At 65.9% G+C, this 14,842-nt stretch carries 13 protein-coding genes; 7 read left to right on the top strand and 6 right to left on the bottom strand.

Translation table 11 applies throughout. The features are described from left to right. The first annotated feature begins 25 nt into the window (after positions 1 to 25). The 6 genes from ACQR07_RS20680 (at position 26) to ACQR07_RS20655 (ending at position 6,459) form a co-directional block, all read left to right on the top strand. The gene (locus tag ACQR07_RS20680; protein WP_434865551.1) at positions 26 to 826 is read left to right on the top strand and encodes a crotonase/enoyl-CoA hydratase family protein; all 801 of its coding nucleotides are present in this window, start codon (positions 26 to 28) and stop codon (positions 824 to 826) included. A gap of 1 nt (position 827) precedes the next feature. Then, positions 828 to 2,729 (top strand): feruloyl-CoA synthase, encoded by a 1,902-nt coding sequence (locus ACQR07_RS20675; RefSeq protein WP_434904016.1) that lies wholly within the window; start codon positions 828 to 830, stop codon positions 2,727 to 2,729. Between the two features lie 25 nt (positions 2,730 to 2,754). Further along, complete coding sequence (locus ACQR07_RS20670; RefSeq protein ID WP_172183461.1) at positions 2,755 to 3,519, top strand: SDR family NAD(P)-dependent oxidoreductase; 765 nt, start codon at positions 2,755 to 2,757, stop codon at positions 3,517 to 3,519. Between the two features lie 258 nt (positions 3,520 to 3,777). Then, positions 3,778 to 4,197, top strand: a complete 420-nt coding sequence (locus tag ACQR07_RS20665; RefSeq protein WP_434904015.1) for an acyl-CoA thioesterase — start codon at positions 3,778 to 3,780, stop codon at positions 4,195 to 4,197. 212 nt (positions 4,198 to 4,409) lie between these two features. Then, positions 4,410 to 5,555, top strand: coding sequence for an ABC transporter substrate-binding protein (locus ACQR07_RS20660; protein WP_434904014.1), 1,146 nt, complete (start codon positions 4,410 to 4,412; stop codon positions 5,553 to 5,555). Between the two features lie 97 nt (positions 5,556 to 5,652). Then, complete coding sequence (locus tag ACQR07_RS20655; RefSeq protein WP_434904013.1) at positions 5,653 to 6,459, top strand: shikimate dehydrogenase family protein; 807 nt, start codon at positions 5,653 to 5,655, stop codon at positions 6,457 to 6,459. Positions 6,460 to 6,485: 26 nt separating this feature from the next. Here ACQR07_RS20655 and ACQR07_RS20650 read toward each other — a convergent pair whose 3' ends face one another. Genes ACQR07_RS20650 through ACQR07_RS20640 form a run of 3 tightly spaced genes read right to left on the bottom strand, consistent with a single transcriptional unit; the run spans position 6,486 to position 10,021 of the window. Further along, complete coding sequence (locus ACQR07_RS20650) at positions 6,486 to 7,211, bottom strand: ABC transporter ATP-binding protein (RefSeq protein WP_434904012.1); 726 nt, start codon at positions 7,209 to 7,211, stop codon at positions 6,486 to 6,488. Then, on the bottom strand, positions 7,208 to 8,977 hold the full coding sequence (locus tag ACQR07_RS20645) for a branched-chain amino acid ABC transporter ATP-binding protein/permease (protein ID WP_434904011.1): 1,770 nt from the start codon (positions 8,975 to 8,977) through the stop codon (positions 7,208 to 7,210). Before ACQR07_RS20645 ends, ACQR07_RS20650 begins: the two co-directional genes overlap by 4 nt. 3 nt (positions 8,978 to 8,980) lie before the next feature. Continuing rightward, positions 8,981 to 10,021, bottom strand: a complete 1,041-nt coding sequence (locus ACQR07_RS20640; protein WP_434865558.1) for a branched-chain amino acid ABC transporter permease — start codon at positions 10,019 to 10,021, stop codon at positions 8,981 to 8,983. Positions 10,022 to 10,215: 194 nt separating this feature from the next. On the opposite strand from ACQR07_RS20640, the gene ACQR07_RS20635 reads away from it, so the two are divergent. Further along, positions 10,216 to 10,722: a MarR family winged helix-turn-helix transcriptional regulator gene (locus ACQR07_RS20635; protein ID WP_434904010.1), complete on the top strand. Its 507-nt coding sequence runs from the start codon at positions 10,216 to 10,218 to the stop codon at positions 10,720 to 10,722. Between the two features lie 16 nt (positions 10,723 to 10,738). On the opposite strand, the gene ACQR07_RS20630 is transcribed toward ACQR07_RS20635, so the two are convergent. The 3 genes from ACQR07_RS20630 to ACQR07_RS20620 form a co-directional block, all read right to left on the bottom strand. After that, on the bottom strand, positions 10,739 to 12,019 hold the full coding sequence (locus tag ACQR07_RS20630; protein WP_434904009.1) for a glycerate kinase type-2 family protein: 1,281 nt from the start codon (positions 12,017 to 12,019) through the stop codon (positions 10,739 to 10,741). Positions 12,020 to 12,047: 28 nt separating this feature from the next. Then, on the bottom strand, positions 12,048 to 13,271 hold the full coding sequence (locus ACQR07_RS20625; protein WP_434904008.1) for an ABC transporter substrate-binding protein: 1,224 nt from the start codon (positions 13,269 to 13,271) through the stop codon (positions 12,048 to 12,050). Positions 13,272 to 13,523: 252 nt separating this feature from the next. Further along, positions 13,524 to 14,747, bottom strand: coding sequence for an ABC transporter substrate-binding protein (locus ACQR07_RS20620; RefSeq protein ID WP_434904007.1), 1,224 nt, complete (start codon positions 14,745 to 14,747; stop codon positions 13,524 to 13,526). Positions 14,748 to 14,842 lie beyond the last annotated feature (95 nt).

Genomic DNA, 14,842 nt, shown 5'->3' with positions numbered 1-14,842 from the left:
ATTCTGAACAGGACACAATCAAGCGATGGGAAACGCCGACACGACGCCAGCGGGCGATCCGTCTCTGCTGCAGATCGAACAGCAGGGCGCCGTCCTGACCATCGGGCTCAATCGCCCGGCCAAGCGCAATGCGCTGAATGACGGCATCATCCTCGCCATCGGCGAGTGCTTCGCCAGCCTGCCCGACGACGTCCGCTGCGTCGTGATCCACGGCCTCGGCGACAATTTCTCCTCCGGCCTCGATCTCTCCGAGCTGCGTGAGCGTGACGCCACCGAAGGCCTCGTGCATTCGCAGATGTGGCACCGCGTGTTCGACCGCATCCAGTATTGCCGTGTGCCTGTGATCGCTGCGCTGAAGGGTGCCGTGATCGGCGGCGGCCTCGAGCTCGCCTGCGCCGCGCATATCCGCGTCGCCGAGCCGTCCGCCTATTTCGCACTGCCCGAGGGCCAGCGCGGCATCTTCGTCGGCGGTGGCGGCTCTGTCAGGCTGCCGCGCCTGATCGGCGTCGCCCGCATGATGGACATGATGCTGACCGGCCGCGTCTATTCGGCGACCGAAGGCTCGTCCTACGGCTTCGCGCAATATCTGGTCGACGCCGGCGCGGCGATGACCAAGGCGCTCGAGCTGGCAACGAAGATCGCGGGCAACGCCCCGCTGACCAACTTCGCGGTGCTGCAGGCCCTGCCGATGATCGCCGAGGCCAACCCGCAGACCGGCCTGCTGATGGAATCCCTGATGGCCACCGTCGCGCAGAGCGACAAGGAGGCCAAGGGCCGCATCCGCGCCTTCCTCGATCACAAGACAGCCAAAGTGAAGCCGACGTGACATGACTGCGCAAGCAACAAAAAACACACAGGGAGGAACGGACGACACGGCGCGCAGCGCCAGTGTGCATCCGTTACGGGCCATCTCGTTCAACGATCCCGTCGTCACCATCGATCGCCGCGACGACGGCACCATCTATCTCCGGCCGAAGCAGCCGCTGGGTGAGTTTCCGCAGCGGATCACCGACCGGCTACATCATTTCGCGAAGGCGACGCCCGACCGCGTGTTCATGGCCGAGCGCGTCGGGCCGGAAGGCTGGCGCGAGCTGAGCTACGCGACCTTGCTGGCGGCGAGCCGGCACATTGCTTCTGGCCTGCTCGCCCGCGGCCTGTCGCCGGATCGTCCGGTGATGATCCTGTCGGGCAATTCGGTCGACCATGCGCTGGTCGCGTTCGGCTCGCTGTATGCCGGCGTGCCGTTCTGCCCGGTGTCGCCGGCCTATTCGCTGGTGTCGCGCGACTACGGCAAGCTCGCCTACCTGATGAAGCTGCTGACGCCCGGCATGGTGTTCGTCGACGACGCCGACAAGTTCGCCGACGCGCTGATCGCGAACGTGCCCGAGGGCACCGAGATCGTGGCGTCGTTCGGCTCGGTGCCGGGCCGCAAGGTCACGATGCTCGCCGACCTCATCGCCTCGCCGCTGTTTGCCGGCCTCGATGCTATCAACGAGAAGATCGGCCCGGACACGATCGCGAAATTCCTGCTGACCTCCGGTTCGACTGGCAATCCCAAGGCCGTGATCAACACGCAGCGCATGATATGCGCCAACCAGGTGATGATCCGCGAGACGCTCGCCTTCCTGAAGGACGAGCCGCCTGTGATCATCGACTGGCTGCCGTGGAATCACACCTTCGGCGGCAACCACAACATCGGCCTGACCCTGTTCAACGGCGGCTCGATGTATCTCGATGCCGGCAAGCCGGTGCCGGGCGGCATCGAGGAGACCGTGCGTAACCTGCGCGAGATCTCGCCGACGGTCTATTTCAACGTGCCCAAGGGCTACGAGTCGCTGCTGCCGTATTTCCGCGAGGACTTAGGTCTGCGGAAGACGTTCTTCAGCCGGCTGCATGCGATGTTCTTCTCCGGCGCAGCACTTGCGCCGCACGTCTGGAACGAGCTCGACGAGCTTTCCGTGGCCGAGACGGGCTACCGCGTGCCGATGCTGACCGGCCTCGGTTCGACCGAGACCGCGCCGTTCTTCATGTCTGTCAATCCGCGCACCAGCCGCTCCGGCCATGTCGGTCTGCCGGTGTCGGGCAACGAGGCCAAGCTCGTGCCCAACAACGGCAAGATGGAGGTACGCGCCAAGGGGCCGAACGTGACGCCGGGCTACTGGCGCCTGCCGGAGGTCTCGGCCGCGGCGTTCGACTCCGAGGGCTACTATCAGATGGGCGACGCGTTGAAGCCCGTCGATCCCAACGACCTCAATGCCGGCTTCGATTTCGACGGCCGTGTCGCTGAGGACTTCAAGCTGGCGTCGGGCACTTGGGTCTCGGTCGGTCCCTTGCGCGCGCGCTTCGTCGCGGCCTGCGCCCCGCTGGCGCGCGACGTGATCATCGCCGGCATCAACCGCGACGAGATCTCGGCGATCGTGGTGCTCGACCTCGACGGCTGCCGGCTGATCAACCCGACTCTGCCGATGGACGATCTCGCCGCCACGGCAGCGGATCCGCTGATCGTCGCGGCCTTCCGCGAGCGTTTCGCGAAATTCCAGGGCACCGCGACCGGCTCTTCGACGCGGATCACGCGCGCCGTGCTGCTCGGCACACCGCTGTCGATCGACAAGGGCGAGGTCACCGACAAGGGATCGATCAACCAGCGCTCCGTGCTGGAGAACCGCAAGGACCTGATCGAGCGCATCTACGCCGCGACGCCGGGCGACGACGTCATCCTCGCCCGCTGATCAAGGCATTTTAGGGAGAAACGACATGTTGTTGAAGGATCAGGCCGCCATCGTCACCGGCGGCGCCTCCGGCCTCGGCGCCGCCACCGCCCGCAAGCTGGCGTCGCAGGGCGCCAAGGTCGCCGTGTTCGACCTCAACGCCAAGCTCGCGGCCGAGGTCGCGGCCGAGATCAACGGCGTCTCGGTGGTCTGCGACGTCTCCGACGCTGCGGGCGCGGAAGCCGGCGTCGCCGAAGCCGTCAAGGCGCTCGGCCAGCAGCCGCGCGTGCTGGTGAACTGCGCCGGCATCGGCGTCGCCAAGCGCGTCGTCGGCCGTGACGGCCCGATGGCGCTGTCGGATTTCGAGAAGGTCATCAAGGTCAACCTGATCGGCTCGTTCAACATGCTGCGCCTGGTGACCAACGGCATGACCAAGCTGGAGCCGCAGGCGACCGGTGAGCGTGGCGTCGTGATCAACACCGCGTCGGTTGCCGCCTATGACGGCCAGATCGGGCAGTCGGCCTATTCGGCGTCGAAGGGCGGCATCGTCGGCATGACCCTGCCGATCGCGCGCGAGCTGGCGCAATTCGGCATCCGCGTGCTGACCATCGCGCCCGGCCTGTTCCTGACCCCGCTGCTCGCCAACCTGCCGCAGGAGGCCCAGGACTCGCTTGCCGCCGCGATCCCGTTCCCGCGCCGGCTCGGCCACGCCGACGAGTTCGCAGCCCTTGCCCTGCACATGGTCGAGAACCCCTACCTCAACGGCGAAGTCGTCCGCCTCGACGGCTCGCTCCGCATGGCGCCGAAATAAGTGCCGCGCTCGGACGTTCCTATGGCTGTCATTCCGGGACGACGCGCAAGCGTCGGGCCCGGAATCCATTTGGCGTCGAGCGCAGTGGAGACATGGATTCCGGGCTCGCGCTCCGCGCGCCCCGGAATGACGACGGAGAGAAACGTAGGGTGGGCAAAGCGCAGCGTGCCCACCGCCGCTGAGAATGGTGGGCACGGCGCTGCGCGCCTTTGCCCACCCTACGGACCGCCATCGGCGATGGAGTGAGGCTTCCCAAATATGTTCATTCACCGCCGCGACGTGCAGATCCAGTGGGGCGACTGCGATCCCGCCAACATCGTCTATTACCCGCGGTACTTCGCGATGTTCGACGATGCGACGTCTGTCATGTTCGAGGCGGCCGGGTTCTCCAAGCAGGACATCGTCCGCCGTTACGGCCTGGTCGGCATCCCCATGGTCGACACCCGGGCCAAGTTCTACATCCCGTCGACCTATGGCGACTGGATCACGATCGAGAGCCGGATCGAGAGCATCAAGCGCTCATCCTTCGACGTCACCCACAAGGTGTTCAAGGGCGAGGCGCTGGCGATCGAAGGTTTTGAGACCCGGGTGCTGGTCGGGCGCGATCCGGCCGACCCGGACAAGCTGAAATCGGCGCCATTCCCCGAGGAGATGAGAGTCAAGTTTCTCGAGGGATGAGGCTGGAATGAGTGCGACATGCGACCGTCTTAAGGATGATCAGCAGTCGTGCTTTGGTCGACTGGTGAGACGTGATCTTCTCGTGTTCAATGCTATGATCACGTTTGGACACATATCGGCCGGCCAATTGGAAGGCGCCCCAGTCGAGGGGTGGGACTGCAAACAGGATCGGCGGATCACGAGCTGAACCGAAAAGATTGAGGGAGGATTGAATGAGGAAGGCCTATCTGGCGGCGGCTGGCGTCATTGCGATGCTGGCGGCGGCGCCTGCGCTGGCGCAGACCAGCGAGATCACCATCGGCATCACCACGACCACGACGGGTCCGGGCGCGGCGCTCGGCATCCCCGAGCGCAATGCGCTCGAGTTCGTGCCGAAGGAGATCGGCGGCGTGCCGCTCAAGGTGATCGTGCTCGATGACGGCGGCGACCCGACGACGGCGACCACTAACGCCCGCCGCTTCGTCACGGAATCGAAGGCCGATATCATCATGGGCTCGGCCCTGACGCCGCCGACCATCGCGGTGTCCAACGTCGCCAGCGAAGCCGGCATTCCGCATTTCGGCCTGGCGCCGTTCCCGGTCACCCCGGAGCGCGCCAAGTGGTCGGTGGTGATGCCGCAGCCGGTGCCGATCATGGGCAAGGTGCTGTACGAGCACATGAAGGCGCACAACATCAAGACGGTCGGCTATATCGGCTATTCCGATTCCTACGGCGATCTCTGGTTCAACGACCTGAAGAACCAGGCCGTGCCGATGGGCATCACCATCGCCGACGAGGAGCGCTTCGCGCGTCCCGACACGTCGGTCACCGGCCAGGTGCTCAAGCTGGTCGCCGCAAATCCGGACGCCATCCTGGTCGGCGCCTCCGGCACCGCCGCGGCGCTGCCGCAGACCGAGCTGCGCGAGCGCGGCTATACGGGTCTCATCTATCAGACCCATGGCGCGGCGAGCATGGACTTCATCCGCATTGCCGGCAAGGCGGCGGAGGGCGTGATCATGGCCTCGGGCCCGGTGATGTCGCCGGAAACGCAGGACGACAGCGCGCTGACCAAGAAGCCCGGCCTCGAGCTGAACAAGGCCTATGAGGGCAAGTATGGCCCGAACAGCCGCAGCCAGTTCGCCGGTCACTCCTTCGATGCGTTCGAGATCCTCAAGCGCGTCATCCCGGTGGCGCTGAAGACCGCCAAGCCCGGCACGCCGGAGTTCCGCGAGGCGATCCGCCAGGCGCTGATGAGCGAGAAGGACATGGCGGCCTCGCAGGGCGTCTACAACTTCACCGAAAAGGATCGCTCGGGCCTCGACGACCGCTCCCGCATCATCCTGACCGTGAAGGACGGCAAGTACGTCCCGGCGAAATGAGCCGCACGGACCATAGCAGCATCAGGAAAGGCCGGCTCGGTGAGCCGGCCTTTCGGCTATCAGAACGAAGAATTTTTTGTTTTGTGGAAGGCACGCGATGATTTTCGCCCCGACCGGAGCCACGAGGCTCCACATCATCATCGGTGACCCCATTGCGCAGGTGCGCTCGCCGTCGGGTGTCAGCGAAGCCTTTGCGGATCGAGAGAGTGACGCGATCCTGGTCGCGGTCCAGGTCGCGACGGCTGATCTCTCGGACTTCCTGGCAACGATGACGCGGGTGAAGAATCTCGACGGCATCGTCGCGACCATCCCGCATAAATTCGCCTGCTATCGCGCCTGCGCGACGGCGACCGAACGCGCGCATTTCATCGGCTCCGTGAACCTGATGCGGCGTGATGCGAATGGCAGGTGGCATGGCGACATGGTCGACGGTCTCGGCTTCGTCGGCGCCGCCAAGGCGGCCGGTTTCGATCCCTCCGGCGTTCGTGCCTTGCAGATCGGAGCTGGCGGCGCCGGCTCGGCGATCGCGCTGGCGCTGATCGATTCCGGCGTGCGCGAGCTCGCCATCCACGACAGCGATGCCGGCCGGCGCGATGCGCTGATCGCGCGGCTCAACGAACGTGGCAAGGGCCGGGCTGTCATCGGCAGCACCGATGCCAGCGGGTTCGACATGGTCGCGAATGCGACGCCGGCCGGCATGCAGCCGGGCGATCCCCTGCCGGTCGACATCGCGACAGTGAGCCCGTCGGCCTATTGCGGCTGTGTCATCACCAAGCCGGAGGTGTCACCCTTCATCGCCGCCGCGCGTGACCGCGGCTGCCTGACGGCAACCGGCACCGACATGTACCGCGCGCTGGAGCGCGTGATGGTCGATTTCCTGCTGTCGAAGGAGGCGCCATCCTGAGACAGCGCCCCATCAATTTGTCTGGCTCAGCTCGCCGCTGTCTCGGCAAAGCCGAGATAGCTCGCCGCGACGCGCTGGTCGGTCGCGATCTCCGAGGCCTTGCCGTTGAGCACGAACTCGCCGAGCTCCATGACATAGGCGCGGTCGGCGACCTTGAGCGCGGCCTTGGCGTTCTGCTCGACCAGCAGCACCGAGACGCCTTCCTGGCGCAGCTTGGCGACGATCTCGAAGATGCCGGCGACGATAATCGGCGCGAGGCCAAGACTGGGCTCGTCCAGCATCAGCATCTTCGGCGAGCCCATCAGCGCCCGCCCCATCGCCAGCATCTGCTGCTCGCCGCCCGACAAGGTGCCGGCGAGCTGCTTGCGCCGCTCCTTCAGCTTCGGAAACAGCGTGTAGACATGCTCGAAGCCTCTGGACGCGTGCGCCTTGCTCATGCGGAAAGCGCCGAGTTGCAGATTGTCCTCGACGTTCATGGTCGCGAACAGCTCGCGATGCTCCGGCACCAGGCACAGGCCGCGGGCGACGCGGTCCTCGATCTCGTAGCGCGCGAGGTCCTCGCCGAGGAACGAGACGCGGCCCTTGAGCGGAAACACGCCCATGATGGCGCTGAGCAGCGTGGTCTTGCCGGCGCCGTTGGCGCCGATGATGGTGACGATCTCGTTTTCCGCGACAGTGAGCGAGACCGACCTGACGGCCTCGACCTTGCCGTAGGAGACGTGGGCGTCGGTGACTTCCAGCAGGGTGCTCATGCGGCGGCTCCGAGATACGCCTTGATCACCTCGGGATTGGTCTTGATCGCGGCTGGTGTGCCCTCGGCGATCTTGGTGCCGAAATCGAGCACCACGATGCGGTCGGCGAGATCCATGACGAAGCCCATGTCGTGCTCGACCAGCAGCACCGACATTCCGCCGGCCCTGAGGTCGCGCAGCAGCGCGGCGAGGCGCTGCTTCTCCATGTGGCGCAGGCCGGCCGCGGGCTCGTCGAGCAGCAGCAGCATCGGATCGACGCACAGCGCGCGGGCGATCTCGACGATGCGCTGCTGGCCCAGGGACAGCGAGCCGGCGAGCTGGTGCATCTGGTCACCGAGTCCGACGCGCTCGATCTGGCGCGCGGCTTCCGCGAGCAGCTTGGCCTCGTCGCCGCGGTCGAGCCGGAGCATGCTGGAGATCGCGTTGGAATGGCCGCGCAGATGCGCGCCGATCGCGACGTTCTCGAGCACCGTCATGTCCGGCACCAGCTTGACGTGCTGGAAGGTGCGGGAAATGCCGAGCTTGACGACGTCCTGCGGCGGCGCGTTGCCGACGGCCTTGCCGAGCACCGAGATGTTGCCGGAGGTCGGCGGCAGAACACCAGTGATGAGGTTGAACGTCGTGCTCTTGCCGGCGCCGTTGGGGCCGATCAGCGCCACGATCTCGCGGGCCTGGACGTCGAACGAGACGTTGTTGACCGCAACCACGCCGCCGAACTGCTTGCGCGCATTGTCGACCTGCAGCAGCACGCTCGGCGCCGAGGCGGATCGGGTGCGGGCCGGCAGCTGGATCGAGGTGTCCGGCTTCTTGGCGACCGGCTTGAACGGCAGCCGCGACGTCAGCCACGGCCACAGGCCGGTCGGCGCGAGCTGCAGCAGGGTGACGAGCAGGATGCCGAACACGATGGTCTCGAGCTGGCCCTCGCCATGCAGCAGCAGCGGGAGATAGCTTTGCAGCACCTCCTTCAGCACCACGACGATCGCCGCGCCGAGCACGCCGCCCCAGACATAGCCGGCGCCGCCGACGACCGCGACGAACAGATATTCGATGCCGGCCTGGGCGCCGAACGGCGTCGGATTCACCGCGCGGGTGAAGTGCGCATAGAGCCAGCCCGACAGGCCGGCAAGCACGGCGGCATAGATGAACACCAAGAGCTTGGCGCGCGGCGAATACACGCCGAACGCTTCCGCCGCGATGTGGCCCCGGCGCAGCGCACGGATGGCGCGGCCGGTGCGCGAGTCCAAGAGGTTCATGGTCAGCAGCGCGGAGATCAGAACGGCGGCCCAGATCGCGAAGTAGATCGTGCCGGGATCGAGCATCCGGAAGCTGCCGATCGACAGCGGCGGGATGCCGGAGATGCCGTCATTGCGGCCGAGGAAGGCGAGCTTGCTGAAGAGATAATACAGCCCCAGACCCCAGGCGAGCGTGCCGAGCGGCAGATAGTGGCCGGACAGCCTGACCGTCACGAGGCCGAGCAGCACGGCTGCGAAGCCGGAGACCAGCAGCGACAGCGGCAGGGTCAGCCAGGGCGAGACGCCATATTGCGCCGACAGCACCGCTGTCGTGTAGGCGCCGAAGCCGACAAAGGCAGCCTGGCCGAACGAGGTGAGGCCGCCGACGCCGGTCAGGAGCACCAGGCCCATGGCCACCAGCGCGGACAGCCCGATATTGTCGAGCAGCACGATCCAGAACGGCGGCATGCCGGGGATGAACGGGATTGCCGCAACGATCACGGCAAAGACGATGAAAGGCCAACGCTCGCGCACGGATCAATCCTTCTCTTCTTCGACCGCGGGCGCGGCGAGCGAACGCAACAGCAGGACGGGGATCAGCAGCATGAAGACGATCACCTCCTTGAAGTTGGAGGCATAGAACGAGGAGAACGCCTCGACGATGCCGACGACGAGGGCGGCCACCGCGGTCAGCGGATAGCTGATCAGGCCGCCGATGATCGCGGCGATGAAGCCTTTCAGGCCGATCAGGAAGCCGGTGTCGTAATAGAGCGTGGTGATCGGCACGATCAGGATGCCCGACAGCGCGCCGATCGTGGACGCGAGCAGGAACGCGATCTGGCCGGACAGCGTGGTGCGGATGCCGACGAGGCGCGCACCGAGCCGGTTGACGGCGGTCGCGCGCAGCGCCTTGCCGTAGAGCGTCAGGCCGAAGAACAGCCAGAGTCCGACAATGAAGGCGATGGTGATGCCGTAGACGACCATGCCCTGCCCGGTGAAGCGCAGCGTGCCGAGCGTTGCCGTGGCATTCAGCAAGGTCGGGCCGCGCTGGCCCTCGGCGCCGAAGAACAGCAGGCCGAGGCCCTGCATCGCCAGATGGGTGCCGACGGAGGCGATCAGCAGCACCAGCACCGAGGTGTGGGCGAGCGGCTGGAAGACGATGCGGTAAAGCGACAGGCCGATCGCGGCGACGATCAGGAGCGACAGCACCAAGCTGACGCCAGCCGGCATGCGCTGGTCGGCCGCCCACATCGTGGCGAGCAGCACGGCTACGGGGAAGGCGACGTTGAGGCCGAAGGCGCGTGCGATCTTGGGCGCATGCAGCGTCTTGCGCATCGCATAGAGATCGAAGGCAAAGGCGATCAGGCCCATCACCACCGCGAGCTTCGCCGTACCCGGCATGCGGCCGGCGGCGAGCGAGGCATAGGTGAGGGCGCCATAGGTGACGAATTCGCCCTGCGGGATCAGGATCACCCGGGTGACGGCAAAGACCAGCACCAGCGCCAGCCCGAGCAGGGCGTAGATCGCGCCGTTGGTAATGCCGTCCTGCAACAGGAACAGCAAGATCGTTGTGTTCAAGACAGGACGCTCCCCCTCTGTGGTGACCGCGCGCCGTGGGCGCCCAGCGCCCGCGGTAGGTCGGAGCAGTTGAATGGCTGCCCGTGTTTGATATAGTGGATAACAATTATTGAGTATAATCTCAAGGCCGCTGTTCCGGCTGCGGCACTCGAGACCAGGGGATGGAAGCAGGGCAATGACGATGGCGGATTGTGATGGCCGATAGCGCCAAGCCCGTCAGCAAGCGGGACAGCCGGAAGGAAGCTGCCGTAGCCGCCGACGAGACGCAAGCGGTGCAGCTCGGCGAGCTCTCCGATCTGCTCGGCTATGTGCTGAAACGGGCGCAGCTGAAGGTGTTCGAGGACTTCCTGCGCTGCGTCGCGCCCTTGCAGCTGACCCCGGCGCAGTTCTCGGTGCTGCTGCTGCTCGACGCCAATCCCGGCCGCAACCAGACCGAGATCGCCAACACGCTCGGCATCCTCCGGCCGAACTTCGTGTCCCTGCTCGACAGCCTGGAAACCCGCGACCTCTGCACCCGCGTCCGCTCGGCCAACGACCGGCGCTCGCATATCCTGATGCTCACGGAGAAAGGCCGCGCCGTGCTCACCCGGGCCAAGAAGCTGGTGGTCTCCAAGCACGAGGCGCGGCTGAACGAGCTGCTCGGCCCGGACGGCCGGGAGGCGCTGCTGGGAATGCTGACCAAGATCGCGGAGGAGTACTGAAGGCGCCGTGGCGCCCTCAATCGACCAGGATGACCCTGACGTCGTTGACGTTGGTGAGCGTCGGGCCGGTCTGCAGCAGGCCGCCGGTCGCCGCGAAGAACGCGGTGGCGTCGTTGTTGGCGAGATAGGCCTGCGGATCCAGCCCCTGAGCCCGCATCGCCGCGATGACCTCGGCATCGACCAGCGCCCCGGCCGGGTCGGAGGCGCTGCCGCCGCCGCCATCGGCGCCGTCGGTGTCGCCCGCAAGCGCCGCGACGCCGTCCATGTCCTTGAGCAGGTCGGTGAGCGCGAGCGCGTATTCCTGGTTCGGCCCGCCGCGGCCGTGGCCGCGCACGGTCACCGTGAGCTCGCCTCCGGAGACGATCGCCATGCGGCGGCCGAGGGCGCGGGCCTCGCGGGCCAGCTTGGCGTGATCGGCGGCCACCTCGCGGGCCTCGCCCTCGAGGTCGGCGCCGAGGTCGAGCACGTCATAGCCCGCGGCCTTGACGCTGGCCACGGCGGCCGCCAGCGAGCTGGTGGGGCGCGCGATCAGCTCGAACGCGGCGCGGGCAAAGGCGGGATCGCCGGGCTTGCAGCTCTCATTGGCGGCATCTTCGAGCGCCCGGGCGATCGCCGGATCGACCTCGAGTCTGTACTTGGCGACGATCGCGCGGGCGTCGGCGAGCGTCGTCGGATCCGGCACCGTCGGCCCCGAGGCGATCGCCGAGGGATCGTCGTGCGGCACGTCCGAGATCGCGAGCGTCACGATCTCGGCCTTCTGCCCGGCCCGGGCCAACCGCCCGCCCTTGATCCGCGACAGATGCTTGCGGACGATGTTCATCTCGCCGATCGGCGCACCCGAGCGCAGCAGCGCGCGGGTCAGCTGCTGCTTCTGCGCGAAGCTCACGCCGGTGACAGGCGCAACCCAGTTGGCGGAGCCGCCGCCGGAGATCAGCACCAGCATCAGGTCGTCGGGTTCCGCGGTCGCGGCGAGCTGCAGCGTGTCGTCGGCCGCCTTCAGCCCGGCTTCGTCGGGCATCGGGTGACCGGCTTCGATCACCTTCACGCGCCGGGTCGGCACGCCATGGCCGTGCCGGGTGGTTGCGATGCCGACCAGCTTCGCGGGATCGAAGCCCAGCGTGTCCAGATAATGGCGCTCGGCGGCGACAGCCATCGCGGCCGCGCCCTTGCCGGCGGCGAGGCAAATGATTCGTCCCTTCGGAGCCGCCGGCAGGAAGCCCGGCAGGACCACGTCGGGATGCGCCGCAGCGACCGCGGCGTCGAAGATGGCGCGCAGCAACGGACGGCGGCTGGTCATGCGGCGCCGCCCGGATGCTGTGCCGATCCTACTTGAGTTCGCCGCTCATCACGTCGCCGAACAGCTGCCAGCGCTCGCCCTTGAACTGCATCAGCTGCAGCTGCTCGATCGGCTGAAAATCGTCGGGACCCGTGGTCAGCGTGATGCCGGGCAGCAGCCCGCCTTGTGCAAACTGCTTCAGGCTCGCGGCCTGCTTCATGACGTTTGCGCGAGTCAATTCGTCGCCGCATCGCTTCAACACCTCGACCATCGTGGTGGCGATGTTGTAGCCGGTCAGCGCAGACGAATCCACGGGATTGATCTCCGGCAGATATTTGGCCAGCAGCTCCTTGAAGGCGCCGATGCCCGGGTCGTTCGCCCATTGCGGATCGGACACGTCCTTGGCGTAGGCCGCCGAGATCACATCTTGCGAATTCTCGACGCCGGCGGGACGCATGACGGCGGCCGTCGAGGCGCTGACGTTCGAGATGATGGTGAACGGCTTCCAGCTCATCTCGCCGAGCTTCTTGATCGCCTGGGCGCCGGACTTCGGCGTCGTGAACAGCACGACAACGTCCGGATTGGCCGACTTCATCTTGACGATGTGCGACTCGACGGTCGGCTCGGCGATCTCATAGCTCTCCTCCAGCACGACCCTCGACGTATCGCCGAGGCCGTCCTTCAGGCCCTTCAGATAATCCTTGCCCATGTCGTCGTTCTGGTACAGCACCGCGATCTTGCCGTTCGGCTGCTGCGCGCTGAGATATTTCGCATAGATGCGTGCTTCCGACTGATAGCTTGGCAACCAGCCCATAGTCCACGGATTGGTCTTGGGCTCGTTCCACTTGGTGGCGCCGGTGGCGACGAACAGCTGCGGCACTTTCTTGGCGTTCATGTACTTCTGGATCGCGGTGTTGGGCGCAGTGCCGAGCACGCCGAACAGGAACAGCACCTCGTCGCTCTCGACCAGCTTGCGGGCCTGCTCGACCGTCTTCGGCGGCGAGTAGGCGTCGTCATAGGAGATGAAGTTGATCTTGCGGCCATTGATGCCGCCGTCGTCGTTGACCTTCTTGAACACCGCCGACATCGCCTTGCCGACCGAGCCATAGGCCGAGGCCGGTCCGCTATAGGGCACGATGTTCCCGATTCTGATCTCGGTGTCGCTGGCGCCGGTGTCGTACTTCTTGTCGGCATGGGCGGCGCCGGAGCTCGCGCCGATCAGGGCGAGGCCGATGAGGCCGGACAGCGTGCGGCGGGTGAGGGCTGTGGTCATCGCGATGGGGCTCCTGATGGGCCTTCTGAATTGGCCTTGTTGTTGGATCCGCCCGCGGCGCGGGCGACTCGTTTCACTCCGAACGAGTCCCCATAGCGCAGCGGCGCGCGCGACGTAACCATCGCCGGCGCATGACCACCGCTCGTTCAACTCCTAGCTTGGGAAATGCCTGGGAAAGATTGCAGAGATGTTCAGAGTCAAAGCCTCCTGCGGCGTGGCGCCGCAGGAGGTTCTCGTCGTCAGATCGTGTCGTCAGCCGCCGGCGTCGGCCGAAATGACGTCGCCGAACAGCTCCCACTTGTCGCCCTTGAAGCGCATCAGCTGCAACTGGCTCACAGGTGCGAAATCGGTCGCAGACGTGTCGATGTTGATGCCCGGCAGCAGCATCTCGGTGCGGAAGTTGCGCAAGGACGCCGCCTGCTTCATGACGTTCTCGCGGGTGAGATCGTCGCCGCACTGCTTCAAGACCTGCACCAGGGTCTGCGCCACGCCGTAGCCGACCACGGTGCCGCCGTCGAGCTTGTCGCCTTCCGGAAAGTCCTTGGCCATGAAGTCGAGGAACTGCTTCATACCGGCATCGTCCTTCCACTGCGGGTCGGTGACATCCTTCAGATAGGCGGCCGAGATGATGTCCTGCGAATTCTCGTAGCCGGCGGGCTTGAGCACGCTGCCGACCGAGGCGGAGACGTTGTTCAGGAGGTGCAGCGCCTTCCAGTCGATCTCCTTGACCTTCTTGATCGCCTGGGCCGCGAATTTAGGCGTCGTGATGTTCATGAACACGTCGGCGCCGGTCGACTTCAGCTTGACGATGTGGCTATCGATCGTCGGCTCCGTCGTCTCGTAGCTCTCCTCCATGACGATCATGCTGGCGGCCTTGGCGCCGAGCCCGTCTTTCAGGCCCTTCAGATAGTCCTTGCCGTAGTCGTCGTTCTGATAGAGCACGGCGATCTTGGCGTCGGGCTTCTCCTTGAGCAGATATTTCGCGTAGATGCGCGACTCGGCCTGGTAGCTCGGCTGCCAGCCCATGGTCCACGGGAAGTTCGACGGATCGTTCCACTTGGTCGCGCCCGTCGCGACGAACAGCTGCGGCACCTTCTTCGCGTTCATGTACTTCTGGATCGCCGTGTTCGACGGCGTGCCGAGCGAGTTGAAGATCAGGAGTACCTCGTCGCTCTCGACCAGCTTGCGCGCCTGTTCGACGGCTTTCGGCGGCGAATAGGCGTCGTCATAGGAGATGTAGTTGATCTTGCGACCGTTGATGCCGCCCTCGGCGTTGATCTTCTTGAAGTAGGCCGCCTCCGTCTTGCCGATGATCCCGTAGGCCGAGGCCGGCCCGCTATAGGGCATGATGTTGCCGATCTTGATTTCGGTGTCGGAGGCACCGGTGTCGTATTTCTTGTCGGCCGCGAATGCGGCGCTGGAGGTGAGGACGATCGCGGCGGCCGTGGCGAGGGCTGCCCTTCGCGTAAACATCATGGTGCGCTTCTCCCGTGTCGTTGCTGGATGACGTGTCGCGGCTTCCTTGGCGAAAGCTCTTGTTCTGCCGGGAAACTATAGCAGAGCTGGTGAGG

It is taken from the genome of Bradyrhizobium sp. HKCCYLS20291 (assembly GCF_051167715.1).
Lineage (GTDB): Bacteria > Pseudomonadota > Alphaproteobacteria > Rhizobiales > Xanthobacteraceae > Bradyrhizobium.
The sequence above is the reverse complement of the archived record's forward strand: the minus strand, read 5'-3'. Positions and strand labels throughout refer to the sequence as shown.